This window comes from Hymenobacter sp. 102 (assembly GCF_049949205.1).
In the GTDB taxonomy this organism is placed as follows: domain Bacteria; phylum Bacteroidota; class Bacteroidia; order Cytophagales; family Hymenobacteraceae; genus Hymenobacter.
This window is the reverse complement of record NZ_CP188172.1, coordinates 1,739,054-1,764,870: the sequence shown is the minus strand read 5'-3', so window position 1 is coordinate 1,764,870 and position 25,817 is coordinate 1,739,054. Positions and strand designations below refer to the sequence as shown.

The window sequence follows — 25,817 nt, the reverse complement described above, 5'->3', positions numbered from 1 at the left end:
TGAAAAAGGCCGGGCCCGCAACTACGACAGCAGTTGCGGGCCCGGCCTTTTTCAGTTGCATGCGGAAGCTACTGAGCGTCGCGCAGCTGCAGGTTGTGTTTGGCGGCAAAGCTGCGCACCTGTTCGCGCAGAATGCGCTTGCGTTTGGCTCCCTTCACCTGCCGCAGGCTCAATGAGTAGGTACCGCCTTCCTTCAACTGCACGCGCAGCTGCTGGGGAGCCAGCTCCAGCCCGGCAATATTCTCGGCAGCAAAAGCCTGCTTGGGCCGAAACAGACCGTCTTTGTGCACAATATAAGCGGGTGTAAACTCCAGGTAGCTCTGCGTGCCGAATACGGGGGCGTTGTGCACCAGCACGTAGCCCAGGTAAACCAGGCTGAATACCAGAAATACGTAGTGCAGGAAGTTCATGTCGCTCTTCCCTTCGCCCGTGACAATGAGGGCCACCGTGTAGGCTATCCAGAGCAGCCCTAGGAAAAGCTGCCCCCAGAACGGGATGCGCTGCGTGTTGGCGGGTTGAAGACGAATGCGGGTAGAGTCAGGGTGCATAAATGGCAAAAAGTCGCTGTAGCCCGCAAAAGTAAGCAGTTGCCGGTTATGAGTTGCCAGTTGTGAGTTGCCGGTTGCCAGGTGAAGGTTTTGCGGACCGAATTGACAACCGGCCCCTCGCAACCGCTTACTTCAGCTTGGCCGAAGCCAGCTCCATTTCCGGTACCGCCTTCAGCAGCACCGAAATGGGGCAATTCTCTTTGGCCTTCTCGGCATACTGCTGAAATTCTTCCTGCGAAATGCCCTCTACTTCCCCCTCGGTGCTGAGGCTGATTTTCACCACTTTCGGTACGTCCCCGGACGTATCCAGCGTTACTTTTGATTCGGTGTGCAGGTGCTTCACGGCTTTGCCGTCTTTGCTCAGAATGCTGTTCAGGAACATGGTGTAGCAGCCGGCGTGAGCCGCGCCAATCAGCTCCTCGGGGTTGGTGCCTTTCTGGCCCTCAAACCGCGCACCCACGGAGTAAGGCACCTTCACGGTGCCGCTCTGGGTAGAAATTTCGCCGCTGCCTTTAATGTCGCCGTTCCAGACGGCCGTGCCACGTTGGTTGATCATGGGGGAGATGGTGTGGTTGTGAAAGGTGAAGTTGTGAAGGCAGTACGGGAAAGAAGCCGTAAAGGATGAGCTCAGCGTTTCTGGCGAAACATAAGCGGAAGCGTACCTTTGAAAGGTGTCTGATGCGAAGAGTACGCAATTCTCTTCACAATTTCACCTTGCACAACCTCACCACTCATGGGCCTGAAATCAACTCTAAGCCGGCCGCTGGCCGCCTACGTTGCCCGCCAGTACGCCAGGTGGCAGCACGACCCCATCGGAACCCAACAGCGGGTGCTGCGCGGGTTGCTGGCACGCGGGGCCAATACGGCTTTCGGGCGCGACCATTGCCTGCACAACGCCCGCACGGCCCAGGATCTGGCCTGGCAGGTACCCGTGCGCGACTATGAAGCCCTGAAAACGTACTTCGAGCGGGTGAAGGCCGGCGAGGCCGACGTGCTCTGGCCCGGCAAGCCGCTGTATCTGGCCAAAACCTCGGGCACCACCTCCGGGGCCAAGTATATTCCCTTAACCAAAGACAGCATCCCTAACCACATCAACGGGGCGCGGGATGCCCTGCTCCACTACGTGCACCGCACCGGCAACAGCCGGTTTCTGGATGGTAAGCTGATGTTTTTGTCGGGCAGCCCGGAGCTGGAGGCGGTGGGCGGCATCCACACGGGCCGGCTCTCGGGCATCGTGAACCACCACGTACCGGCCTATCTGCGCCGCAACCAGCTGCCCAGCTACGCTACCAACGTCATCGAGGACTGGGAAACCAAGCTCGACCGGATTGTGGACGAAACCCTGACCCAGCCCATGACGCTGATTTCGGGGATTCCGCCCTGGGTGCAGATGTATTTTGACCGCATCGTGCAGCGTACCGGCCGGCCGGTGGGGGAGGTGTTCCCGGAGTTCGACCTGTTTGTGTACGGCGGCGTCAACTTCGAGCCCTACCGCAAAAAGCTGCTCGAAACCATCGGTCGGCCCGTGGACAGCGTGGAGCTGTTTCCGGCCTCCGAGGGCTTTCTGGCGTTCCAGGACGAGCCCGGCAACCCTGGCCTGCTGCTGCTGCTGGATGCGGGCATCTTCTACGAGTTTATCCCGGCTGAGCGGTTTTTCGAGAAGAATCCGCCCCGTCTCACTCTGGCCGACGTGGAGCTGGACCGCCAGTACGCTGTAGTGCTGAGTAGCAATGCCGGCCTCTGGGGCTACTCCCTCGGCGACACGGTGCGCTTCGTGAGCCGCTATCCGTTTCGGGTGGTGATTACGGGCCGCATCAAGCACTTCTTGTCGGCCTTCGGGGAGCACGTCATCGGGGAGGAAGTGGAGCAGACCCTGCGCGAGGCCATGCGCCAGCACCCCGAGGTGGAAGTGGTAGAATTCACCGTGGCCCCCCAGGTCAGCGACGACCCCGCCGTGCCCTCCCGCCACCAGTGGCTCGTAGAATTCGCCCGCCCGCCCCACGACCCCGCCGCCTTTGCCGCTGCCCTCGATGCCAGCCTGCGCCAGCGCAACGTGTACTACGACGACCTGCTGGCCGGCCACATCCTGGCCCCGCTGCAGCTCACGCCGCTGCCGGCCGGAGCCTTTCAGCGCTACATGAAAAGCCAGGGTAAACTCGGTGGCCAGAACAAAGTGCCCCGCCTCAGCAACGACCGGACGCTAGCCGAGGGACTGTTGGGCATGGGATAATGCTTGAAGTAGTTTATTGAACTGTGTAGAGACGCGACACTTCGTGTCTATTTGTCTGCTCGAATAAAACCGGTCAACGCTACAAATGCTACCGAAGCCAGAACCCGTAATTTGCCCCGCCTTCCACCTTCCGCTTCCATTATGCGCCTGCTTGTTCTGGTGCTGCTGAGCTTCCTGCTCGGCAGCCATTCCTCCGTTGCCCAAAAGCCTGCCCAGCCCCTGCGGGTAGCTACCTATAACCTGCGCCTCAACGTGGCCAGCGACGGGGTGAATGCCTGGCCCAACCGCAAGGAGCTGGTCAAAAACCTGGTGCGCTACCACGGTTTTGATGTATTCGGTACCCAGGAAGGCTTCCGCGGCCAGCTCAACGATGTGGCCGAGCTAACCGATTATAGCTTCGTGGGCCACGGCCGCGACGACGGTAAGGAGGCCGGGGAGCATTCGGCTATCTTCTACCGGAAAAGCCGCCTGCAACTGTTGCAATCCGGCGACTTCTGGCTTAGCCAGACGCCCACCCAGCCGTCCAAGGGTTGGGATGCCAAATGCTGCAACCGCATCTGTAGCTGGGCCCGGTTCCGGGACCTCGCTACCAAACAGGAGCTGTTCTTCTTCAGCGTCCACTTCGACCATGAGGGTGTGGAAGCCCGCCGCCAATCGGGCCGGCTGATGGTGGAGAAGATCAAGGAAATTGCCGCGTCTGCCCCGGTTATCTGCGTCGGCGACTTCAACTCCACGCCCGAAACCGAGCAAATCCGCACGATGCAGACGCTGCTGCAGGATGCCTTCCGCATCACCCGGCAGCCACCCTACGGCCCCGTGGGCACGTTCAACGGCTTCAAGCTGGATGCGCCACTGGCCGACCGCATCGATTATATCTTCGTGAGCCAGCAGTTCACCGTGCTGGATTACGCAGTCCTCACCGATTCCATGCGCGGCCTGTACCCCTCCGACCATTTCCCGGTAGTGGTGAACGTGGTGCAGCAGTAGAGAAAATGTAATTGTATGCTACAAGGAAGTATTCTGTTTAGAGCCAACGTCGATGAATATAACTATGGCATGTGTACGTTCTTCGTAACTGTGCAAAAAGGTGCGCTTGAGGTGCAAACGAGTTTTTATGGAGATGCCAACAGCTGGAAAGGATTCGGTAATGCGCTACTTGCTTTTCCGACAAAAACGACTCAGTATCTGTTTTTCCAGTCGGGTATTGACAGCTATGCAGAAGAGAAGATTTTATTGAAAGCGTACTGCTACGATAGTCTCGGGCATGCAGCCCTTACAGTAAACATTGACCACCAGAAAGAGCCTCCCAACGATTTTCGTATTAACTTCTCCATTCCCGCTGAGGTAGCCTCTCTTAACCAACTGGGCCGCTTATTGGCCAAGTGGGAAGTGAAGGACAACTCTGAAATATATTGGGAAGCTCAAACCAGCTAATGCTTAAACCCCACCTCCACGCCCTTTGCCTGGCCTACGTGCAGGAGCGCATCGATGCCTGCCAGGCTGCCATTCGGGCCGCTCAGGAATCGGCCAACTCCGAAACCAAGAGCAGCGCCGGCGACAAGTACGAAACCGGCCGGGCCATGGCTCAGAACGAGCGGGACCGAAACGCCATCCAGCTTCAGCAGGCCCAGCAGCTCCATGGCGAGCTGCAGCGCATCAACCCCGCCCTGCCCTGCGACACCGTGCGGCCCGGGGCTTTGGTGCGCACCAGTATGGGCACGTTCTACCTCGGCATCAGCGCCGGCAAGCTCACCGTGGAGGGCCAGGACTACTTCGCCGTATCGGCTGCCGCACCCGTAGCCGCTGCTTTGGCCGGCAAGCGGGCTGGGGAGTCGGCCGTGTTCAATGGCAAGTCGGTTCGGATTATGGGAATTGAGTAAGCCAAGTGGCAAAAGCCCTGAACTGTCATTCCGGGCAAGGCGAGGAATGACAGTTCTTTTTACACCCGCGGCAGCAGCCCCGAAATACCCCGGATGTTGAGGCGCACGAAGTTGCGCACCCGCTCGAAGCGGGCGTTGGCCTCGTCCATTTCCTCGTCGGGTTCCAGCTTGGTAGGGCGGTGCGTGTCGAGCAGAGTGAAAACGGTTTCGGCCAGGTCCATGTAGCCCAGGATCATCAGAAACAGCAGTTTCTTGTCGTCTTCCTGGTAGGATTTCTGGCGCACGGCTTTCACCAGGCTGTCGAGCTGGGTGGTTTCGTCCACGTACAGGTCGCGCAATACCGCCCGCTGGTGTTGGTAGTCGAGTAGCTGTTGCGGTTCTAGGCTGGCAGCCGAGAAGGGAAAGGTATCGGTGAAGCGGGTAGCGGCCCGGAAGTCCTTTTCGGCGGAGTACACCGTACTCAGGTGCTTTTGCAGGCTGGCCCAGAGGCCGATGCGGGCTTTGTCGAAGGCGGAAGAAGCGGCGGGTTCGGTCACGGAGTGGCTACGTAGATCAGCAGCCCAAAAGTACGCGGTTTTACGGGCGCGCAGTTAACGGGAGTAGGGGAGTATTCGCCTGCGTACTCGGTATTTTGTCCTGATTAAGTCTTCCCGTTTCTTTGAGCTGCAACACGAAATTTCTGCCATTTCTCAGCTAGTGAATCCGGGTACTGTTGACCATCTGTGCCAGCCGCGCTGCGTATTATCCGTAATGACATGACAAGCATTCCACCAGAGCTACAGCCAGCGGCACGGAAGCCGTGGTTGGCGGGGCTTCTTTCCTTTTGTATTCCTGGATTAGGACAAGTGTACAACGGCCAGACCGGCAGGGCGGGGCTGCTGATGGGGAGCTATTTGCTGCTGGAAGCGACCATGCACACCAGCGGAATCGTGCGGTATTTCGGCGGATTGATATTGCTGCTACTGCTGGAAATAGGCCTGCGTTTGGCGGGAACAATTGAGGCTGTTGTAATGGCTCGGCGCCTGGCGGCTTACACGCTGCAGCCCATTAACCGGTGGTACTGGTACCTGGCAACGGTGATCATCTGGTTTCTGGGAGTGGGCTTTCTGGGTAGCCTGGGCTGGCCGGGCATTCAAACATTTTCCATTGTAACCCCTTCGTCCGCCCCACTTTACAGGTAGGCGAGCGGGTAGTAGTCGATACGCAGGTGCTACAGCGGCGGGAGGCGCATTACGGAGAAGTTGTAGCATTTCAGCGAGAACCGGGCACTTACTGGCTATTCCGGGTAGTAGGAGTACCCGGCGACACCGTGGCGGTGCAGGCTGGCTGGGTTATCCGCAACGGCCAGCGCGAGCAAGGACGCTTTATGCGGCGCATCAGGGAGGAAGACGTGCCGGGCTCCGAGTACACGATTACCTCACCTGCAACTCCTGCTTTTTCCATTTACCGGACGTATTCCGAAGCCGGTCAGGCCTTCGAAAACAGTAATGTACCGCCAACACTAGTACCTTCCGGTACTTACTACGTTGTTGGCGACAACCGGGACAATGCCATGGACAGTCGTTATATAGGCCCCATTCCGGCGTCCTCCGTGACCGGCCCGGTGCAGTATATTTACTGGAGTCCCCGTGTGAGCCGCATCGGCAGCCGTGTAGCGGCAGAGTAGCCCTGGCACGGGCCCGATTACTTCCCGTTACTTTTGTGGCTCTCTGCCCTCATCGTTTTCCTCATGCTTTCTGATTTTCCCAAACGCGTCAGCCTGCTGGGTTCCACCGGTTCCATCGGCACCCAGGCCCTCGACGTAGTACGTGCTCAGCCCGGCCGGTTTCAGGTGACGGCTCTTTCAGCCCAGTCCAACGCCGAGCTGCTCATCGCCCAGGCCCGGGAGTTCCGGCCCGCCGCCGTGGTTATCGGCGACGAAGCCAAGTACCCGCAGGTGCGCGACGCCCTAGCCTCCCTGCCCGAAACCGAAGTACTGGCCGGCCCCGATGCCCTCACCGAGGTAGCCGGCCGGCCCGATGCCGATGTGGTACTCACGGCCATGGTGGGCTACGCCGGGCTGCTGCCCACGGTGGCCGCCATCCGGGCCGGCAAAGACATTGCCCTGGCCAACAAGGAAACCCTGGTAGTAGCCGGCCAGCTCATCACCGGGCTGGCGCAGGAGCACGGCGTGCAGCTGCTGCCCGTCGATTCGGAGCACTCGGCTATTTTTCAGTGCCTGGTGGGGGAGGAGCGGAATCCCATCGAGAAAATCATCCTCACGGCCTCGGGCGGGCCGTTCCGGGGGCGCACCCGCGAGCAGCTGGCCCAGGTAACCAAGGCCCAGGCCCTCAAGCACCCCAACTGGGATATGGGCGCCAAAATCACCATCGACTCGGCTTCCCTCATGAACAAGGGCCTGGAGGTGATTGAGGCCAAGTGGCTGTTCAACCTCCGCAACGAGCAGATTGACGTGGTAGTGCACCCGCAAAGCATCATCCACTCCCTGGTGCAGTTCGAGGATGGCTCCCTGAAGGCCCAGCTAGGCCTGCCCGATATGAAGCTGCCCATCCAGTACGCCCTGGGCTACCCCCAACGGCTGCCCAACCAGTTCCCGCGCTTCAGCTTCCTTGAGTATCCCCAGCTTACCTTCGAGCAACCTGATACCACCGCTTTCCGCAACCTGGCCCTGGCCTTTGAGGCCCTGAAACGGGGCGGCAATGCGGCCTGCATCCTCAACGCGGCCAACGAAATTGCCGTGGCCGCCTTCCTGCGCGACGAAATCGGGTTTCTGGAAATGTCCGATGTAGTGGAGTCCAGCCTCGCCCGGGTTTCGTACCTTGCCACGCCCTCGCTCGACGACTACGTGCTGACCGACCAGGAAACCCGCCGCGTGGCCCGGGAGCTTATCAGCACCCGCGTCTGACACCTTGACGGGCTCCAGCGGCAACTCTTCGCTTCGGTGCGTTGTTTGTTGCGGCGGGCACTAGTACCCTTCATCACCTCATTACCTACTTCCCTTGACAGGACTTATTATGGCCGGGCAGATGCTGCTGGGCCTTTCCATACTGGTTGGCCTGCACGAGTTTGGCCACTTTGCCGCCGCCAAATACTTTAAAATCCGGGTCGATAAGTTTTACATCTTCTTCGACTTCCTGTTCCCCTTGCCCGGGGTAATGAACTTCGCCCTGTTTAAGAGGAAAATCGGCGAGACGGAATACGGCCTCGGCTGGTTTCCGCTGGGCGGCTACGTGGCCATCCACGGCATGATCGACGAAACCCAGGACGCCGACACCCTGGCCGCCGAGCCCCAGCCCAACGAGTTCCGGGCCAAGCCGGCCTGGCAGCGCCTGATTGTGATGCTGGGCGGCATCATCATGAACGTGATTACCGGCATCGTCATCTTCTCGCTGCTGACTTTCAAGTATGGGGAGAGCTATCTGCCGGTGTCGGAAGTGCGCTACGGGGTGGATGTCAGTGACCTGGGGAAGAAAATCGGCTTTCAGCGCGGCGACAAAATCGTGAAGATCAACGGTCTGCCATTCGCGGATTTCGAGAATATCTACGGGGTAGATGCGCTACTTGGAACGGATGCCTACTACACCGTTGACCGCAGCGGGCAGATAGTGGACGTGCCGGTACCCAACAACCTGATGGACGACCTGACGGACGCGAAAGAGCGGTTTGTGACGCCGCTGGTTGCCTTCGACGTAGAGCAGGTAATGGCCGGTACTCCGGCCGCCAAAGCCGGGCTGCAGGCCAACGACAAGGTTCTGAAAGTGGGCAATCAGCCCGTTCCCTTCTTCTCCGACCTGCAGAAGGCACTCCGGGCCAACGCAAACAAGGTGGAGCACCCTTCGTTGCTGCAACGGTTTATCAATTGGATTCGGGGCACCAAGCCCAAACGGCTGACCTCCAACACCACCACGCTGCTGGTGGAGCGTGCCGGCAAGCAAGTGCCGCTGTCCGTTATGATTGATGAGGACGGCACGATTGGGTTCAAGCCCAGGCTGCTGATTAAGGATGGCGTGCGCCGCTATAATTTCGTTGAATCGATTGGCGTAGGTACCAAGCAGGCGTTTGCGGTGATAACCACGCAGATTGCGGGCTTCAAGAAAATCTTCAGCGGCGAAGCCTCCCTCAGCAAGTCGTTGGGTGGGCCGGTGGAAATAGCGCAGCAGTACGGCGGGCAGTGGGACTGGTACCGCTTCTGGACTCTCACGGGCATGCTCTCGATGGTGCTGGCCTTCATGAACCTGTTGCCCGTACCGGCCCTGGACGGGGGGCACGTGGTGTTCCTGCTTTACGAGATGATTGCCGGCCGTAAGCCTTCGGACGCGTTCCTGGAAAACGCCCAGAAAGTAGGTATGTTCCTTATTCTGAGCTTGATGGCGTATGTCCTGATCATCAAGCAGATCCTCAACGCCATCGGCTAGCTGATTCCCGACATCGAAGTGTAAGCCGTGCCGCCTGCGAAAGGTGGCACGGCTTTTACATGAAGCCGGTTCTACAACCGGAGCGAATACACCGCCCGCAACCCGCTTGCCAATTCCTCGTCTGTACGCCATGAAGTTTCCCCGTTTTCTGCTGCCTTTGGGGCTGTTGCTCACGCTGAGTCTGGCCGCCTGGGCGCACGCCTACCACGCCAGTATCCTGGAGCTGCGCTTCAACCCGGAAAAGCAGCGGCTGGAAATGGCCCTGAAAATCTTCACCGACGACCTGGAGCAAGACCTGTCCAACGGCAAGCCCCGGCCCGTACGCACCGACCAGCTCACGCGGGCCCAATTGAACCCGCTGCTGGAAGACCTGTTGCGCCGCTCCGTGCAGTTCAGCGCCCGCCCCGGCGAGGCTGCGCTGCCGCTCACGCTGGTAGGGCTGCAGAAGGAAAAGGATGCGTACTGGGTGTTCTTCACGGCCCCACTCTCAGGCAAGGCTACCGGCGTCACGCTGCGCCATCAGCTCCTGCTCACCCTCTTTCCCGACCAAATGAACATCGTGAACCTGGAAGCCCGGGGTCAGAAGCAAAGCCTGCTTTTTCGGGAGGGAGAGACGCAGCAGCAGCTAAAATGGTAGCGTCATGGCGGGCGAAGCGAAGCAATCCGTCCTTTTCACAGCGCGCAAACCAATAATCCTTCCCCAACCTTCTATCGAGGAAGAGACAAATGAAAAGCCCTTGCCATCTATAGATGGCAAGGGCTTTTGAATAGGTCAGGGCTTGGAGCGGAGCGAAGGACGGATTGCTTCGCTCGCAATGACATGTGCTTCTACCAGTCAAACTTCCCATCCTTATCACCCTTGGTGGGTTTGGCAGGCTCAGGCTTGGTGGGGGCAACGGGGTCGGCTTTGAATTCGTCGTCCTTGTCGCCGCCGGAGCGGAGAAGGCGGAACTCTACCCGGCGGTTGGTTTTAGCATCTTCTTCGGTTACCTCATCCTTGAGCGGGCGGGAGGAGCCGTAGCCGAAACTATCGATGCGGTTGGGGGCCAGCTTGCCTTTCTGCTCAATGTAGCGCCGGATGGATTCAGCCCGTTCCTGGGAAAGCCGTTCGTTGAATTCCGGGTCACCTTTGCCATCGGTGTGGCCCGTGATGCTGAGCCGGAACGTGGGGTGGTCAACCATGAACACCGCAATGCGGTCCAGGATGGGGTGCATGCTCGCCCGAATCTGCGACTTATCCTGGTCGAACTCAATGTTCTTGAAAATCAGCGGCAGTTTGTAGTCGATGGAGTTCGTCATGAGCTTCATCACCGTGTCGCCTTCCAACGCAAACTTCTTCTCTACGCTAAAGAAATCGGGGCTCTGGATGAGCATCACGTAGTGCGAGCCCTCAATCAGGTCGAAGTCAAACGAGCCGTCGTCGCGCAGGTATTTGCTGGCTACCTCAATGCCGTTGTCAGTATCAATAATGCTGATGATGCCATTGAGGGGCTTGCGGCTTACTGAGTCGATGAGGGAGCCTTCCACGTGCGTAGTAGCCAGCGGCTGGGCCTCCATGGGCAGCGGGAAGGAGTAGAGGTCCAGGTTTTTCATGTCCTTTTCCTCGGAGCGGGCATAATACAGGCTCTTGGAGTCGGAGTCGATGGTGAAGTAGTATTCCGAGCCCTTGCCGTTCACCAGCGGGCCAATGTTGATGGGCTCCTGCCAGCGGCTGCGCACCCGGTAAGTTTTGTAAATATCAAAGTCGCCGAAGTTGAGCAGCTGCCCGCGCGAGCTGAAATACAGCACATGGTAGAGCGGGTGGTAGAAGGGGCTCACCTCACTCTCGCGGGTATTCACCACCGGGCCCATATTCTGCGCTTTGCTCCACTGCCCGTTCTTCTGCTTCACCGTGAACCAGATATCCGACAAGCCGAAGCCCCCCAGTCGGTCAGAGGCGAAATACAGCGTGTCTTCCCCCGGTGAGAGGGTGGGCTGCGAGTCCCAGGCCGTGGAGTTTACGTTGGTACCGAGGCTTTTTGGCATCGACCACTTGCCGTCTTTAAACGTAGCCGTGTACAGGTCGCAGTTGCCGTGGCAGGTGGGGCACTCGCAACGGGCAAAGTAGAGCGTAGTGCCGTCCTTGCTGATGCAGGCCGAGCCTTCGTTGTAGGGCGAGTTGATGGGCTTGGGCAGCGGCTCGGCCGGCGTCCAGACGCCATTTTCGCGGTGAGCCGTGTACAGGTCTTCGTCGATAACGCCGTTGAGGCCGCGCATTTTGCGCTTCGAGGAGAAAATCAGCTGGTCGGCGTCGGCGCTGAGGGTGGGGCCGTAGTCCTCGCGCTGGGAGTTAATGGCGTCGCCCATGGTGGTGTACACGCCTTTGGGGGGCCGGAAGGTGGCAATATTCTTCCGGTACTCCACAATGTCATAGTATGTTTTCAGGGGCACGTACAGCTCCGTGTCCTTCTGCTCCAGCGAGTCGTAGTAGCGCTGCACTTTGGTAAGCGACTGGCGGCGGTGCTTGAGCGCCAGGCGGTAGTAGGCCTTGGCGCGCTCCTCGTTCTCGGCTTTTTCCCAGAGCTGGCCCAGGTGCCAGAGCAGCTGGTTGTCCTTATAGAAGTTTTCAATGCCGAACTGGCCCACGTAGGCTTCCAGCAGATTACGGGCCGCCGTCCAATTCTTGCGCTTTTCAGCCCGCTGAATCTCGCGCAGGGCCTTTTTATCCTGAAAATACGCCAGTCGGTTCACGTTCAGGAACTCAGGAGTGGCGTCGCGGCGGGCCCGGGCCTGCCGGATTACCTTAGCCGTCAGCTTACGTTGCGCGTTGGGTAGCCCCGTTTTTTGTTGCGCTGATAAAGTAGTAGGTGGGCACAGTGCAAGGAACACCGTGCATAAAGTCAGCAAACGGGCAAAAAAACGCATAGCAGCAATAAGGCACGAAAGCGGTGGGAACCGGCAAGCATCAAAAATAGGAAATTTTGGATACCGGCGGCAGGGAAAAGGGAAGAATGGTGGAAGGAAAGAATGACTGCAAGCGTATGCACATTCATTCCCCCGTCCCCCGTTCTTCCCTTCTGCTATTCACACCACGTTGCGCCCTGCCGATGTGACGGCGCTTCGTGGTGGCACGGCACTTGCCGAATCCGTACCTTCGAAAATACCCCACCTTTTAGGGGCCGAAGCCAACCCGGTTATCTGTCATTGTGGCATCCGGCTTCGATTTTGCCTGCCTTTCCTCGCATGAGCCGTCATACACCGCCCTCTCCATCCTTCTCTTCTTTGCTGCTGATGACTGAAGACCCCGCTGAACTGGTATCCATTGTGGCCGCTGACCCCGACCAGACGCTTACGGCCGATGAGTCGCCGGCGGTACTGCCGCTGCTGCCGGTGCGCAATACGGTGTTGTTTCCGGGTGTGGTGCTGCCAGTTACCGTTACGCGCAAGAAGAGCATCCGACTGGTGCGCAAGGCGTACCGGGGCAACAAGATTGTGGGCGTAGTGGCCCAGAAAAACGGCCAGAGCGACGACCCCGAGCTGCAGGACCTGTACCCCGTAGGTACCATGGCCAAAATTCTGAAGCTGCTGGTGCTGCCCGATGGTAATACTACCATCATCATCCAGGGTCAGTCCCGCTTCCGCATCGAGGAAGCTGTGCAGACTACGCCCTACCTCACGGCCCGTGTGAGCTACATTCCGGAAGTATTTCCGGCTAAAACCTCCAAGGAGGTAAAGGCCCTGGTCTCGTCGCTGAAGGAAGCGGCGGCCCGCATGCTCAAACTCAACCCCGAAATTCCGCAGGAAGCCCAGGTGGCGCTGGATAACATCGAGTCGCCTTCGTTCCTCACGCATTTCCTGTCCTCCAACATCAACGTGGAGGTGAGCATGAAGCAGCAGCTGCTGGAAACGGCCGACGGGGTGGAGCGCGGCACCCGCTTGCTGGAGTTGATGATGAAGGAAATTCAGCTGCTGGAAATCAAACGCGAAATCCAGACGAAGGTCCACACCGACATCGACCAGCAGCAGCGCGACTATTTCCTGCGCCAGCAAATTAAAGTGTTGCAGGATGAGCTGGGTTTCGATGGCCCCGACCAGGAAGTTGAAAAGCTGCGCCAGCGTGCCAAGAGCAAGAACTGGCCGGAGGCTGTAGCCAAACATTTCACCAAGGAACTGGACAAACTCACCCGCATCAACCCGCAGGCCGCTGAGTATCCGGTGAGCCTGAACTACGTGGAGTTTCTGCTGGATTTGCCCTGGGGCGAGTACACCAAGGATAACTTCAACCTGAAGCGCACCCAAAAAATCCTCGACCAGGACCACTACGGGATGGAAAAGGTGAAGGAACGCATTATGGAGTATCTGGCGGTGCTCAAGCTCAAAAACGACCTGAAAGCGCCTATTCTATGCCTGTATGGCCCGCCCGGCGTGGGCAAAACCAGCCTGGGCCGCTCCATTGCCAAAAGCCTGGGTCGGCAGTACGTGCGCATGAGCTTGGGCGGGGTGCGCGACGAGGCCGAAATCCGGGGACACCGCAAAACCTACGTGGGGGCCATGCCCGGCCGCATCATCTCGCAAATCAAGAAGGCCGGCGCCTCTAACCCGGTCATTGTGCTGGATGAAATTGACAAGCTGGCGTCCGACTTCCGCGGCGACCCGTCGTCGGCGCTGCTGGAAGTGCTGGACCCCGAGCAGAACTCCACCTTCACCGATAACTTCCTGGAGGTAGAATATGACCTTTCGCGGGTACTGTTCATTGCCACGGCGAACTCCCTGGATACCATTCAGCCTGCTTTGCGCGACCGGATGGAAATTATCGATCTGACCGGCTACACGCTGGAGGAGAAAACCCAGATTGCCAAAAAGCACCTCTGGCCCAAGCTGCTGCACGAGCACGGCCTCACCCTCAAAGACGCCGGCATCACCAACGGCGCTCTGCAGCGTGTGATTGACGACTACACCCGCGAATCGGGCGTGCGGAGCCTGGAGCGGAAGCTGGGCGCGGTAGTGCGCAACATTGCCAAGAGCAAGGCCATGAAGGAACCCCACCCCGCCACCTTGGAAGCCAAAGACGTGCGCCGCATCCTTGGGGCTGCCCTTTTCGACCGGGACCAGTACCAGGATAATGAAACTGCCGGCGTGGTAACGGGCCTGGCCTGGACCTCCGTGGGCGGCGACATTCTGTTTATCGAAAGCCTGCTGAGCCGGGGGCGGGGCAAACTCACCCTGAGCGGCCAGCTCGGCGACGTGATGAAGGAATCGGCCGTAACGGCTTTGAGCTACCTGCGCAGCCGGGCCGAGGAACTGGATATCGACTACCGCCTCTTCGACCAGTACGACCTGCACATTCACTTCCCCGAAGGTGCCGTCCCCAAAGACGGCCCTTCGGCCGGTATTGCCATCTTTACCAGCATTGCCTCAGTGTTCACGCAGCGCAAAATCCGCAGCCATCTGGCCATGACCGGCGAAATTACCCTGCGTGGCAAGGTGCTGCCGGTGGGCGGCATCAAGGAGAAGATTCTGGCCGCCAAGCGGGCCGGAGTGCGCGACATTATTCTGTGCCCGAAAAACAAGAAGGACATCGACGAAATTTCGGCCGAGTACCTGAAGGACCTCACCATTCACTACGCCGACCGGGTAGATGATGTGCTGCGCGTGGCCCTGCTGGAGGAAAAAGTGGCCCACCCCATGAAGCTGGTAGTGCGCGACGAGCCTCCGCTGCCCGTCGGCCCCAGCGTAGAAGTCAACTGAAGCGCAGATTGTGCGGATTACTCAGATTTCGCTGATTTTGGATATGATTTTGGATATGATTTTCAGCCGTAGGCTCGTTCACTGGATTCAGTGGCTCCGACCAGAGCTGGCTGACGCACGAGAACGGGTAAGCAGATTGCCTGCAACCTTGGCGTATCCAAAATCCGTGAAATCTGAGTAATCCGCACAATCCGCGTTTATCTTCGTTGCTGATGATGCTACCCATACGCCGCACCCTTCTGCTTGCTGTTTCCTGCCTGGCTGTGCTGGGGGCCACTCCGGCGGCCCGGGCCCAGATCGGGGGCAAGCGGGCTATGTCGTTTCTGAACCTGCCCACCAGCGCCAAACTGGCCGGGCTGGGCGGCGTCAATGTCTCGGCCCGCGACGCTGATGGCACTATGCTGTACGGCAACCCGGCCCTACTGAACGCCGATATGGATGGCCGCCTGGCCCTGGGCTTCGTTGATTACCTGGCCGACATTAAGCAGACTACGGCTGCGTATGTGTTCAACACTCAGAAAGCCGGCCGCTTCGGGGTGGGTCTCACGTATTTGAATTACGGTGAGAATAAGCAGTATGATCCTGCGGGTAATCTGCTGGGGGAATTTTCGGTGAATGAATACGCCTTAAGTGTGGCTGACTCCTACACCAGCGGGGCTTTTACCATTGGCGGTACGCTGAAGCTGGTCGGCTCTGGTATTGCGGGCAACCACTCCTACGCGGCCCTGGCCGATGTGGGCGGCCTGTTCAAGCACCCTGAGCAGGATTTTACGGTGGGCTTGGTGGTGCGCAACGCTGGTGTGCAGCTTAAGCCCTACGATGGAGCCGGCCGGGAACCGATGCCGTTGGATGTGCAGCTGGGCACTTCCTTCAAGCCCGAGCACCTGCCATTCCGGTTTTCCTTCACGGCCCACCACCTGCAGCAGCTGGATATTGTGTACCTCGACCCCAATCAGCGCGGGCAAATCGACGAAAACGGGGAGGAAGTTAAGCCGAAGAAAAGTTTAGGCGACCAGATTGCGCGGCATTTTGTGGTGGGTGGCGAGCTGCTGCTGAGCAAAAACCTGAACGTCCGCCTGGGCTACAACCACCTGCAGCGCCGGGAACTGCGCCTGGAAAATACGTCGGGCGGGGCTGGCTTCTCGTTTGGCGTCATGCTGCGCATCAGCCAGTTTCAGCTCGACTACACCCACGCCGGCTACCACGCCTCGGGCGGGGCCAACTACTTTACCATTGCCCGCAACCTCGATTCGCTGTTCAAAAAGCAGCCCTAGTTGAATGTGGGAAATGTGAAGAGTGGGTAGAAGGTAGCCGTTCATCAACTGCTGCGCGTAAACATATTTTGCCTCCGCACATTTTATACATTCGGCACATTTATCATAGTACCCCTGCATGCTCGATTCCACGGAGTTCCTCACCCCGGCCCAGATTGTGGCCGAACTCGATAAGTACATCATCGGCCAGCAGGATGCCAAACGGCACGTAGCCATTGCCCTGCGTAACCGCTGGCGGCGCTTGCACGCGCCCCGGGAGATGCAGCGCGAAATCGTGCCTAACAACATTCTCATGATTGGCTCCACGGGCGTGGGTAAAACCGAAATTGCTCGCCGCCTGGCCAGCATTGCTGGTGCGCCTTTCACCAAAGTAGAGGCCTCCAAATTCACCGAAGTAGGCTACGTAGGCCGCGACGTGGAAAGCATGGTGCGCGACCTGGTGGAGCAGTCGGTGAACATGGTAAAGCAGCGCCGCAAGGAAGAAGTGAAAGTACAGGCTGCCCAAGTGGTAGAAGATATCATCCTAGACATCCTGATTCCGCCGGTTACAACCGGCGCGCCCACGCCGGCTAAACCAACGGTCGGTTTTCCGCTGCCTGCCTCCGGCACTGATGTACCTGACTCCGACCACGAATTGAATGAACGGACCCGGGAACGGTTCCGCGAGAAAATCCGCAATGGGGAGCTGGACGAGCGGAAAATTGATATTCGGGTGCAGCAGAACAGCAGCCCCGGCATTGGGGTAGTGGGCGGCCCCGGTGGCATTGACGAAGCCAGCATGGCCGGCATTCAGGATATGCTGGGCTCCATGTTGCCCAAGAAAACCCGCAAGCGCAAAGTAACTGTAGCCGAGGCCCGCAAGATCCTGCTGGATGAAGAGGCGGCCAAGCTCATTGACATGGATGAGGTCAAGGATGAAGCCATCCGCCAGGCTGAAAACGCTGGCATCATCTTCATCGATGAAATTGATAAGGTAGCCAGCCGTAGCGGCAAGGGTGGGGGCGGACCCGACGTGAGTCGGGAGGGCGTGCAGCGCGACTTGCTGCCCATCGTGGAAGGCTCGGCCGTGAATACCAAATACGGCATCATCCACACCGACCACATCCTGTTCATTGCCGCCGGCGCCTTCCACGTCGCCAAGCCCTCCGATCTGATTCCCGAATTACAGGGCCGTTTCCCGATCCGGGTAGAGTTGCAGAGCCTGAGCAAGGACGACTTCTACCGGATCCTGAAGGATCCCAAAAATGCTCTTACCAAACAGTACGAAGCCTTGTTACAGGCTGAGAATGTAAAGCTCAGTTTTGAGGATACCGCGCTGGAGCGGTTGGCCGAAATTGCGTTTGAGGTGAACAGTGAAGTTGAGAATATCGGCGCCCGCCGTCTGCACACCGTTATGAGTCGTCTGCTCAATGATATTCTCTTCGATGTGCCCGACGTCATCGGAGCCAATGCCCACGTGCAGATTACCCGGGAGCTAGTGGAGGAACGCCTGCGGGATATGGTGCGCAACCGGGACCTAAGCCAGTATATTCTGTAAAAGGCAGAAGGTATTCCGTAAAAAGAGGCGTGTCGTCCAACAGTCTTCTGTTCCCTGGCGTATCGCCCGTGGGATAGACTGCTGAACGACACGCCTCTTTACTTTACTTCTCTGCCTTCTCACATGCACTACTACATCATCACCGGAGCCAGCCGCGGCCTGGGTAAAGCCCTGGCCGAAACGCTGCTGCAACAGCCCGATACGCACGTAACCGGCGTATCACGTCATGCCACTATCGAGCATCCCCGCTACCGGCACCAGCCATTGGATTTGTCGGATATGCTGGCCTTACAAAACAACGTGCAGAAAGTATTTCCATCTTTTGCCGATGCCAGCAGTATCACGCTCATCAACAATGCCGGTGTTTTAGGCGAAATCAGCTACATGGGCGAGGTACCGAACGAGCATTTCGAGTTTGTTTTCGATGTGAATGTAATTGCGCCAGCCATGCTTATGAACACGTTTCTCAGCACTTATTCTGACCTTACTATACCGCGTACCATTTTAAACATCAGTAGTGGTGCCGCCCAGCGTCCCGTAGATGGCTGGGCCGCCTACTGCGCTTCCAAAGCTGCCCTCGACGCTCTCTCCTGCACGGCCCAGAAGGAGCAGGACCTCCGCGGTACCGGCGTCCGTATCCGCAGCGTAGCCCCCGGCGTAATTGATACCGGTATGCAGGACCACATTCGCACTGCCGCTGCTGATAGCTTCAGCGAAGCAGAAAAATTTCAGACACTGTATGCTGAGGGCTTGTTGAGTACTCCTCTGCAAATAGCGCAGCGCATTGTAATGTGGCTGCAGCAACCAGCCTCTGCCACTGAAGTAATAAGTAGAATAGATTCTATTTAACAAAAAGAGCCCCGCAAATTGATGCGGGGCTCTTTTTGTTAAATAGAATCGTCTAGTCGCTTAATAGTTAGGGTTTTGAACGACTAAGCCACCGCCATTAAGAATTTCCCGCTGCGGGATTGGCCATAATAGTCGGAAGGACTGATTTTGCGCAGCCAAGCTGGGTACTGTAGTCAGAGCTGTACCTGTCCGGCGCAGATCAAACCAGCGGAAACCTTCATGTGCCAGTTCAATGCGCCGCTCCCGTAGGATATCGGCAATCAGAGCATCCTGCGTGGTAACAGTGCGCGCTGCCAGGCCAGCTCGACTACGTACAGTATTTAAAAAGCCGACGGCCGCAGTGAGGTTTGCTGCTCCCCCTATACGGGCAAGAGCTTCAGCACGCGTGAGCAATACTTCTGGGTAACGAACCAGAATCACGTTATCATCGCCAGCCGGACGAGTATATTTCCGTGTAGTTCCGGTGGGAGTGGTAGCAGCATTCACCGGTAGGCGCTGGTCATTAGCTTCGTGAGCTTGTTGCAACGAAGTGGTGAAGGCAACTTCCGTACGCCCACCATTAGCCGAAGGGTAATAGAAGAAAGCTAACTGGTTGGTATCCGTAGGGTCAAAAGCCAGTTCCCAAATAGATTCGGAACTGTTTTTATCCCGGAAGATAGACTCATAGCTGCTGGTTAAGGTGTAGGTTGGCACCTCTGCCGCAGCGGCAGCGGCCGTGGCGTAGTCTCGGTTCCGCAGCGCAAAACGTGCCTTTAGTGCATTAGCAGCAGGCCGGCTCAAACGGGCACGGTTACCCACGGCAGCCGGTAGGTTGGCAATTGCGAACGTGAGATCTGCATTGATTGCCGCAATAACCTCCTGCTCCGAGCTACGAGCAATGGCCGCAGCATCGCTCGGCGAATTGGTCGGCGTCAGGCGCAATGGTACACCTAAACCATCGGCGTATCCGTAACCTTCAGGCTTACCGCCCCAGTAACCAATCAGGTTCATGTAGTGGAAAGCTCGGAGTAAGCGAGCTTCCGCGATTACCTGGTTTTTGTTAAAGGTCAGCGTATTTTCAAACCGCTCGGCCTGCTGAATAACATAATTTGCCCGGTTGATACCAGAATAAATTACGCTGTACATATTGCTCAACTCTACGTTGTCGAACAATATCTGATTATTAAAAATGGCAGCAAACGATGGGAATGTGCCTCGATGACGCACGTTATCTGCCCCCATTTCTGCAAATACTTGGTAGCGTAACCCCCAATAGTTAACGCTTTGCAATGCATCATAGGCCCCCGTCAGACCAGCTTGTACGTCTTGAGGCGTTTGATAGCCAGCTTCTGCATCAAGGCTGTTGATAGGCTTAGCTTCTACAAATTCTTCGCAGGAAGTGGTGGTAAAACCTAGGGTGAGCAGAAAGGCCGCCGTGGTAAGCGTGCGTTTCACTAAAGATGTATTCATGATCAGGAGAGAAAAACGATGATTACAGACCCAGATTGACACCAACCGTGAAGGAGCGCGCCTGTGGGAAAGTCAGGAAGTCGGTGCCCAGGGCTGTGTTGCTGCCGCTGAATGTATTTACTTCCGGGTCGAAGCCAGAGTACTTGGTGAAAGTCACCAAGTTCTGGGCTTGCACATAAATACTCACGTTGCTCAAGCGAGCCCGGCTGGCAAGAACAGTGGGGAGAGAATAACCCAGGCGCACATTGCGCAAACGTACGTATGAGCCATCCTCAATAAAGCGGTCAGAAACGCGACGGTTGTTGTTGGGGTCACCAAAAACTGCCCGTGGAATGTCCGTATTCGTATTGATTGGTGTCCAGCGATTCAGAACTTCCGCACTCTGCCCGAACACACCGTTCATACCCTCCGCAAAGGAACGGGTGTTGTTATAGATTTCGTTGCCTACTTGATACTGCACAAAGGCAGTCAGGTCGAAGCCTTTATAACGCAGAGTATTATTGATACCACCAAAGAAGTTAGGCTGACCGCTTCCCAAGATTTCTTGGTCATCGCCTGTGATTCGGCCATCCGGCTTACCCGTCAGATTGCCTGCGGCATCCCGACCATTGATGTCCCGGAACATGATGTCGCCAGGACGAGTAGTAGCTGCCTGGTAACGGGCGGACGTGCCATACAAAGCCTGCGCGGCGGCATCGAGCGTGTTGATTTCTTCCTGTGATTGGAAGATTCTTTCCACTCGGTAGCCTCGGAATGCACCCAGTGGCTGACCTTCTTGTAGCCAGCTAGCGAAACCGGCTGCTTGAGGAGGCCCAGCCAGCTTAAGCACTTCGTTGCGGTTAAGCGAGAAGTTGAAGTTGGTATTCCATTCAAATCCGCCCGCACCAGCATTGCGCACGTTTATGGTCGTCAAGCCTAGTTCAATACCCTCATTGCGCATTCTACCAATGTTAGTGAGGTAGGAAGCGAAACCAGAGTTGCTGGGTAGCGTTTGCGGGAGCAGCAGGTCAGTAGTGTTTTTCCGGTACACATCACCGACGAATAGTAAGCGGTTGTCGAAGAATCCAATGTCGATACCGACGTTGAGTTGTGCGGTTCGTTCCCAGCTTAAGTTAGGATTACCTAACTGGGTTGGAGCTAAACCTGCGACGCCCGCGAAGTTAGTGCCTGGGCTGAGCAAGCTCAGCGCATCGAAGTTGCCAATTTCTTGGTTGCCAGTGATACCGTAGCTACCACGAATCTTCAACTCGCTCATAGGAGTTTTGCCTTTCAGGAAAGGCTCATCCAGTACTCGCCAGCCAATAGACGCAGCTGGGAAATAACCAACACGGTTGTTGCGGCCAAAGCGCGAAGAAACGTCTCGCCGTAAAGTCGCACCAAATAAGTAGCGGTCAGCAAAAGTATAGTTCACCCGCAACAGGGAACCGAAGATATTGTAGAGAGTTGCGCTGCTACTGGCTCCAGTCTTTTGTGCACCTGCATTCAACTCAGGGAGACTGTTGCCCGGAAAATTGGTTGCAGAAGCCGAAACACTGCGGAAGCGGCTTTGCTGATAGTCTGCTACCAACTGAGCCGAAATACTATGCTTCTCACCAATCAGCTTCGAGTAATTAATGGAGCTGATATGGTTGAAGTTTACATCTTGGTTATTCGATACGTAACCCGAGCCGTTTACTCCAATACCAGTGTTAGTGGTAGTTGGGAAAAAGGTTTGATCGTTAAAATTCAAGTAATCCAAACCGAAGGTGGCTCGGTACGTCAGATTTTTGATGAGTTCAAATTCGGTGTATTGCGTACCAATGATACGGGAACTGACAGCCCGGATGAGAGGTTCGCGGGCAGCAGCCAATGGATTTTCTGTAGAAGCTCCAGGGTCTTTAGCATATGATCCATCGGCCCGAAATATTGGAATATCTGAGCCTACCAGCACTGCCGCGCTCAATACTCCATTGATGTTATTATCGTTCTGGATGCGGTTATTGAAAGAACGGTTAAGACCTAGGCTGAAACCAGTGCGGACTTTGTCGCTGATGCTGTGGTCGAGGTTGAAACGACCGCTCAAGCGCTTGAAGCCTGATTCAATAATGATACCTTTCTGGTCGAAGTACGCTCCGGAAATTAAGAAGCGGGTCTTATCGTTACCGCCCCGGAAGGAGATATCGTAGTTACTAATGGCCGCTTTCCGAAAAACCTCATCCTGCCAGTCGGTGTTAGGTGCTGTCGAGGGATTTTGGAACACTGACACATCCCGCACACCATCTCCATTATCATTAGTTACAAGCTGGCCATTCACTACACTAGCTCCAGCCTCGCTAAAATTATACGCAGCCAGATCTGCGTAGCTACGCCATGGAGTCGCGCTGATGTTAGAAGCAATAATTCTACCCTGACCATCTACCGGATACCGGTTCTGAATCATCTCAAGTAGTAACTCCGTTTGTTGCTGCCCATTAAGCTTTCGTACTTGGCGCCAGGGCTCGGCAAAGCCTGTATAGTAGCCAACATTAACTTTAGTCTTTTGAGCTCGGCCCCGCTTGGTAGTAATAATTACAACCCCGTTAGCACCACGTGAACCATAAATAGCAGAAGCCGCTGCGTCCTTAAGAATTTCAAATGACTCTATATCATTTGGGTTCAAGTCAGATAGAGCATTCGTCTGCTGTCCACCTACGCCAACATTTGAGTAGCTGCCCGTATTAATCGGGATGCCGTCAATAACATATAAAGGCTCGCTACCGGCCGTAATGGAACCAGAGCCTCGTACCCGTACAGCAATACCGGAACCAGGTGTTCCAGAGTTCTGGCTGATTTGTACACCAGATGCTCGGCCTTGCAATGCTTGATCTACACTGGCAACCGGTAAGTCCTCAATTTCCTGTGCCTTCACAGAAGCAATAGCCCCCGTTATTTCCCGACGTTCCTGAGAGGCACCGAAACCAGTAATTACAACTTCGTTGAGGGCCTTGGTATCAGCGGCCATGTTTACATTGACAGGGCCGCTCGTGATGGCTTGTTCAGTAGTAACGAAGCCAACAGAACTGAATACCAAAGTGGTTGCTTCGGCGGGAGCATTCAGCGTAAAATCGCCATTGGAGTTTGTTGATACGCCGATGCTTGTGCCCTTAACCAGTACTGTAACACCGGGTAAACCTTCACCAGTGGTACGGTCCTTAACTTGGCCTGAAACAGCCCGTGTTTGTGCTGTTACTTGAGTTAGCGCAGCCAATATAACTGGGGCTGTCAGCAGTAGGTGTTTTTTCATGTAGAAGGTTGAAAAATGGTGCAGTAGCCCTTACCTCTATTGATAAGAATGTTAAAAATAAGCATCAATTCTTATAACTTCTTCTACTTGCAGCGAGATACGATAAAAAAAAGGTGAAAATGCTCATTTCACTGGCGAACGGATAGTTTATGCCAATGAAATGTATTCTTATGGTATAGTACTGACACAAAGCGTAGCGTTGGTTTGAGGTGATCTAGCGGGGCCGGAAGAAATTGGGGCATATTTTCCTCCGGTCATGGCAACGACTCTACAAGTAAGTACCGGATAAGCGGCGCAAATACGACGACGCGTTCAAGGCCGAGTCCCTGCGTCTGGCCAATGAGAGCCGCAGCACGCGAGCCGCGGCCCGGTAGTTGGGCATCAGCCCGAAGCGGCTCTACCGCTGGCAGCAGCAACAAGCCGCCGCTGAGTTGGGTCGCGACCCGGAAGTGCGGGCCCTGCGCACCGAGCGGGAGCGGGTGCAACGCGAGCGGGACATCTTAAAAAAAAGCCTTGGCCAGTTGCCTGCTATAAGCGCAGGCTCAGCCGCGAGACGCCGTGAGCCGCTACCGCTTCATTGACGGGCACTGCCGCAGGGTGCCGGTGCGGAAGTTGTGCCAGGGCGGCGCGTAGCACCTACCCGCTTGCTGGGCCAGCCGCGCCCCACGGCCCCGAATCAGGTGTGGGCCAGTGACATCACGTGCTTGCCCAAACACGGCGGCGGTTGGGTGTACCTAACCAACTAGTACGCCTGCTCGCGCTAATTCGTGGGCAAGGCTGTGTGCGAAACCATGCCCAAAAATATTGTAAGCGAAGCCTTGAGCCGGACCCTGGTGGTACACCAGCCGTCGATGGGCTTAATAGTATACCCCGACCAAGCCCGCCAATACACGGCCACGCGCTTCCGCAATCTGCTGCTGGCCACGGCGCGGCGCAGAACATGATTCGATGCAGAAACTTCTATAATAATGCCTTAGCCGAATCTTTTTGAAGCCGGCTCAAAACTGAACTGCTTGACGGCGGCAGCTTTTCTGGCCTGGAAGAGGCTCGCCTCGAACTCAGCCACTGCATTGTTTATTACAACGATGAGCGGCGCCACTCTGCTCTTGCCTACCGCTCATCCAATTACTTCAAAACACCAACATTAATCTATGTACGAAAAGTGTACGGCCTATCTATACATCAGCAGCGCTTAATGGATGCGCTCATCGCCTGGTTGATATTCGAGAAACAGCATAATCAAATTGAGCATTTCACTTCGGGACTCCATTAGATCCTGAGAAATAATCATTTGCGGAGGATTGAACGGATTATTTGGGTTTTGAGCAGTATTATCGTAGGTGCCTCGCACGTGAATAATCGACCCTTTGGGAACGTGCAACAGGTTTTTAAACTGGTAAGCTTCCTGCCAGCGGAAATCCCACTCAGGAATTTTGACCATGGGCAGTACTTTGTTGTCAGGGGTAGTGGCCCAAGCTTCAAAGTTTTTGCCTAGCAGGTGCATGTGCGGCCAGACGTACAGCACCGACAGGTCCATAGATGTCACTAAGTCTACCCGGAAAGTTTTGACACTATCCGCCGGAATGACCAACGGAGGTTCAATTTTGCCAATTCCACCAGATCCAATACTGGTGGCTTGGACTATTCGCTTGATTGGGGTGGGAGAGAAATAGATATTGAGGGTTGATAAATCTTGGGTGGGCACACTGGAAGGACCATAGTGCATAGTCAATAAAATCACGCCGCGGGTAGGCATCGTAAAGCCGATACCATTAGGGAAGCTTTGTGGACTAGCTCCTGGTATCCATCCTCCATAATATACTACATCTTGCATGAAGGGTTGAAATTCGCCTAAGTTGGTCTGAAATTGATCGGACAGTGCTACCTCGCTGCCCCGATATATATCAACATCTTGACTAACAGCCTGCACTGCAAAGTTGGCGTGGTGTACCAGCTGACGGTTGCCCGGAATGAATTCCAGCGCTTTAACGGCTTTGCCCTGAGGCAGCTCGAAAGGAATTTTGAAAATAACGAATGTCTCATTTCCATCTCCTTTAATCTGCAGTGCCTGTTTAGGGCGTAATACCAAGTCCGGCTTGGGCGGTAGATTACTTGCCGTTGGTGACGGTGAAATGGGCGTACTCTTACTACCCTCTCGACCATTGCTCTCAACCCATCGGCTAATCAGCTGAATTTCAGCAGTGGTGAGGCGGCGCTCATTGGCAAACGATACGTAGTGTGGGTCCGCCTTCCATGGAGGCATATACCGGTTCTTTGTGACGGCTTGGATGGTCTTACGATGACGGAACACTTCTGCGTAAGTCATCAAAGAAAATGGACCAGCTCCGCCTACCTTATGGCATGAAACGCAGTTACGACTGATGATCGGGGCAATGTCTCTGGCGTACGTGACCTCCTTTGTTTGCGCCCGAGCCGGGGCTGCTGTAAACAAAATTGCTGTAGATAAGGCCGCAAGCAGAAGCTGGAAAGAAAGCGAAAACCGCACGATGAATCTTTGGGTAATAAGGTGGTAGGGTAGAAGGTGCCCTAATACAATCTGCAAGCTACAAGGACTGAAAAAAACATTTAGTTCAGACACGAAAAAAGGTCCCCACATGATGTGGGGACCTTTTTTTAAGTAAGGAT

21 protein-coding genes and 1 pseudogene are annotated in these 25,817 nt (G+C 56.2%); 15 read left to right on the top strand and 7 right to left on the bottom strand.

Going from position 1 to position 25,817, the window contains the following annotated elements:
• Positions 1 to 68 precede the first annotated feature (68 nt).
• Both ACN19L_RS07580 and ACN19L_RS07575 read right to left on the bottom strand, forming a co-directional pair.
• Complete coding sequence (locus ACN19L_RS07580) at positions 69 to 548, bottom strand: hypothetical protein (RefSeq protein ID WP_426492912.1); 480 nt, start codon at positions 546 to 548, stop codon at positions 69 to 71.
• Positions 549 to 675: 127 nt separating this feature from the next.
• Positions 676 to 1,104, bottom strand: a complete 429-nt coding sequence (locus ACN19L_RS07575; RefSeq protein WP_426492911.1) for an OsmC family peroxiredoxin — start codon at positions 1,102 to 1,104, stop codon at positions 676 to 678.
• A 177-nt stretch (positions 1,105 to 1,281) separates the two neighbouring features.
• Between ACN19L_RS07575 and ACN19L_RS07570 the strand changes: the two genes are divergently transcribed.
• The 4 genes from ACN19L_RS07570 (at position 1,282) to ACN19L_RS07555 (ending at position 4,658) form a co-directional block, all read left to right on the top strand.
• Positions 1,282 to 2,778: a GH3 family domain-containing protein gene (locus tag ACN19L_RS07570; RefSeq protein ID WP_426492910.1), complete on the top strand. Its 1,497-nt coding sequence runs from the start codon at positions 1,282 to 1,284 to the stop codon at positions 2,776 to 2,778.
• 141 nt (positions 2,779 to 2,919) lie between these two features.
• Complete coding sequence (locus ACN19L_RS07565; RefSeq protein ID WP_426492909.1) at positions 2,920 to 3,765, top strand: endonuclease/exonuclease/phosphatase family protein; 846 nt, start codon at positions 2,920 to 2,922, stop codon at positions 3,763 to 3,765.
• 15 nt (positions 3,766 to 3,780) lie between these two features.
• Positions 3,781 to 4,212, top strand: a complete 432-nt coding sequence (locus ACN19L_RS07560; protein ID WP_426492908.1) for a hypothetical protein — start codon at positions 3,781 to 3,783, stop codon at positions 4,210 to 4,212.
• Positions 4,212 to 4,658 (top strand): 3-oxoacyl-ACP synthase, encoded by a 447-nt coding sequence (locus ACN19L_RS07555; protein ID WP_426492907.1) that lies wholly within the window; start codon positions 4,212 to 4,214, stop codon positions 4,656 to 4,658. Before ACN19L_RS07560 ends, ACN19L_RS07555 begins: the two co-directional genes overlap by 1 nt.
• Before the next feature lie 59 nt (positions 4,659 to 4,717).
• On the opposite strand, the gene ACN19L_RS07550 is transcribed toward ACN19L_RS07555, so the two are convergent.
• Positions 4,718 to 5,194: a hypothetical protein gene (locus tag ACN19L_RS07550; protein WP_426492906.1), complete on the bottom strand. Its 477-nt coding sequence runs from the start codon at positions 5,192 to 5,194 to the stop codon at positions 4,718 to 4,720.
• A gap of 219 nt (positions 5,195 to 5,413) precedes the next feature.
• On the opposite strand from ACN19L_RS07550, the gene ACN19L_RS07545 reads away from it, so the two are divergent.
• From ACN19L_RS07545 to ACN19L_RS07525, 5 genes are all read left to right on the top strand, one after another.
• Positions 5,414 to 5,839, top strand: coding sequence for a hypothetical protein (locus ACN19L_RS07545; RefSeq protein ID WP_426492905.1), 426 nt, complete (start codon positions 5,414 to 5,416; stop codon positions 5,837 to 5,839).
• 26 nt (positions 5,840 to 5,865) lie between these two features.
• On the top strand, positions 5,866 to 6,324 hold the full coding sequence (lepB, locus tag ACN19L_RS07540; protein ID WP_426492904.1) for a signal peptidase I: 459 nt from the start codon (positions 5,866 to 5,868) through the stop codon (positions 6,322 to 6,324).
• A gap of 63 nt (positions 6,325 to 6,387) precedes the next feature.
• Positions 6,388 to 7,563, top strand: a complete 1,176-nt coding sequence (locus tag ACN19L_RS07535; protein WP_426492903.1) for a 1-deoxy-D-xylulose-5-phosphate reductoisomerase — start codon at positions 6,388 to 6,390, stop codon at positions 7,561 to 7,563.
• 94 nt (positions 7,564 to 7,657) lie between these two features.
• Entirely contained in the window at positions 7,658 to 9,073 is a 1,416-nt protein-coding gene (locus tag ACN19L_RS07530) for a site-2 protease family protein (protein WP_426492902.1), read from the top strand.
• Between the two features lie 130 nt (positions 9,074 to 9,203).
• Complete coding sequence (locus ACN19L_RS07525; RefSeq protein ID WP_426492901.1) at positions 9,204 to 9,710, top strand: DUF6702 family protein; 507 nt, start codon at positions 9,204 to 9,206, stop codon at positions 9,708 to 9,710.
• 191 nt (positions 9,711 to 9,901) lie between these two features.
• On the opposite strand, the gene ACN19L_RS07520 is transcribed toward ACN19L_RS07525, so the two are convergent.
• Positions 9,902 to 11,977 (bottom strand): OmpA family protein, encoded by a 2,076-nt coding sequence (locus tag ACN19L_RS07520; RefSeq protein WP_426492900.1) that lies wholly within the window; start codon positions 11,975 to 11,977, stop codon positions 9,902 to 9,904.
• Between the two features lie 366 nt (positions 11,978 to 12,343).
• On the opposite strand from ACN19L_RS07520, the gene lon reads away from it, so the two are divergent.
• From lon to ACN19L_RS07500, 4 genes are all read left to right on the top strand, one after another.
• A complete protein-coding gene (gene lon, locus ACN19L_RS07515; protein ID WP_426492899.1) occupies positions 12,344 to 14,800 on the top strand; it encodes an endopeptidase La in 2,457 nt (818 codons plus the stop codon).
• A gap of 212 nt (positions 14,801 to 15,012) precedes the next feature.
• Positions 15,013 to 16,074, top strand: a complete 1,062-nt coding sequence (porQ, locus tag ACN19L_RS07510; RefSeq protein WP_426492898.1) for a type IX secretion system protein PorQ — start codon at positions 15,013 to 15,015, stop codon at positions 16,072 to 16,074.
• Between the two features lie 118 nt (positions 16,075 to 16,192).
• Positions 16,193 to 17,611, top strand: a complete 1,419-nt coding sequence (gene hslU / locus ACN19L_RS07505) for an ATP-dependent protease ATPase subunit HslU (protein WP_426492897.1) — start codon at positions 16,193 to 16,195, stop codon at positions 17,609 to 17,611.
• A gap of 123 nt (positions 17,612 to 17,734) precedes the next feature.
• Complete coding sequence (locus ACN19L_RS07500) at positions 17,735 to 18,460, top strand: SDR family NAD(P)-dependent oxidoreductase (RefSeq protein ID WP_426492896.1); 726 nt, start codon at positions 17,735 to 17,737, stop codon at positions 18,458 to 18,460.
• 60 nt (positions 18,461 to 18,520) lie between these two features.
• On the opposite strand, the gene ACN19L_RS07495 is transcribed toward ACN19L_RS07500, so the two are convergent.
• Positions 18,521 to 19,909 carry a RagB/SusD family nutrient uptake outer membrane protein gene (locus ACN19L_RS07495; protein ID WP_426492895.1) on the bottom strand — a complete coding sequence of 463 codons (1,389 nt, stop codon included), beginning with the start codon at positions 19,907 to 19,909 and terminating at the stop codon, positions 18,521 to 18,523.
• A gap of 22 nt (positions 19,910 to 19,931) precedes the next feature.
• Positions 19,932 to 23,171 carry a SusC/RagA family TonB-linked outer membrane protein gene (locus ACN19L_RS07490; RefSeq protein WP_426492894.1) on the bottom strand — a complete coding sequence of 1,080 codons (3,240 nt, stop codon included), beginning with the start codon at positions 23,169 to 23,171 and terminating at the stop codon, positions 19,932 to 19,934.
• A 791-nt stretch (positions 23,172 to 23,962) separates the two neighbouring features.
• Here ACN19L_RS07490 and ACN19L_RS07485 point away from each other — a divergent pair.
• Both ACN19L_RS07485 and ACN19L_RS07480 read left to right on the top strand, forming a co-directional pair.
• Positions 23,963 to 24,115 (top strand): hypothetical protein, encoded by a 153-nt coding sequence (locus tag ACN19L_RS07485; protein WP_426492893.1) that lies wholly within the window; start codon positions 23,963 to 23,965, stop codon positions 24,113 to 24,115.
• Positions 24,116 to 24,177: 62 nt separating this feature from the next.
• Positions 24,178 to 24,444: pseudogene (locus tag ACN19L_RS07480) on the top strand (IS3 family transposase); the annotation flags it as partial.
• Here the strand turns inward: ACN19L_RS07480 and ACN19L_RS07475 are convergent.
• Positions 24,364 to 25,734 carry a c-type cytochrome gene (locus ACN19L_RS07475; RefSeq protein WP_426492892.1) on the bottom strand — a complete coding sequence of 457 codons (1,371 nt, stop codon included), beginning with the start codon at positions 25,732 to 25,734 and terminating at the stop codon, positions 24,364 to 24,366. The pseudogene ACN19L_RS07480 and the gene ACN19L_RS07475 overlap by 81 nt on opposite strands.
• Positions 25,735 to 25,817: the final 83 nt, after the last annotated feature.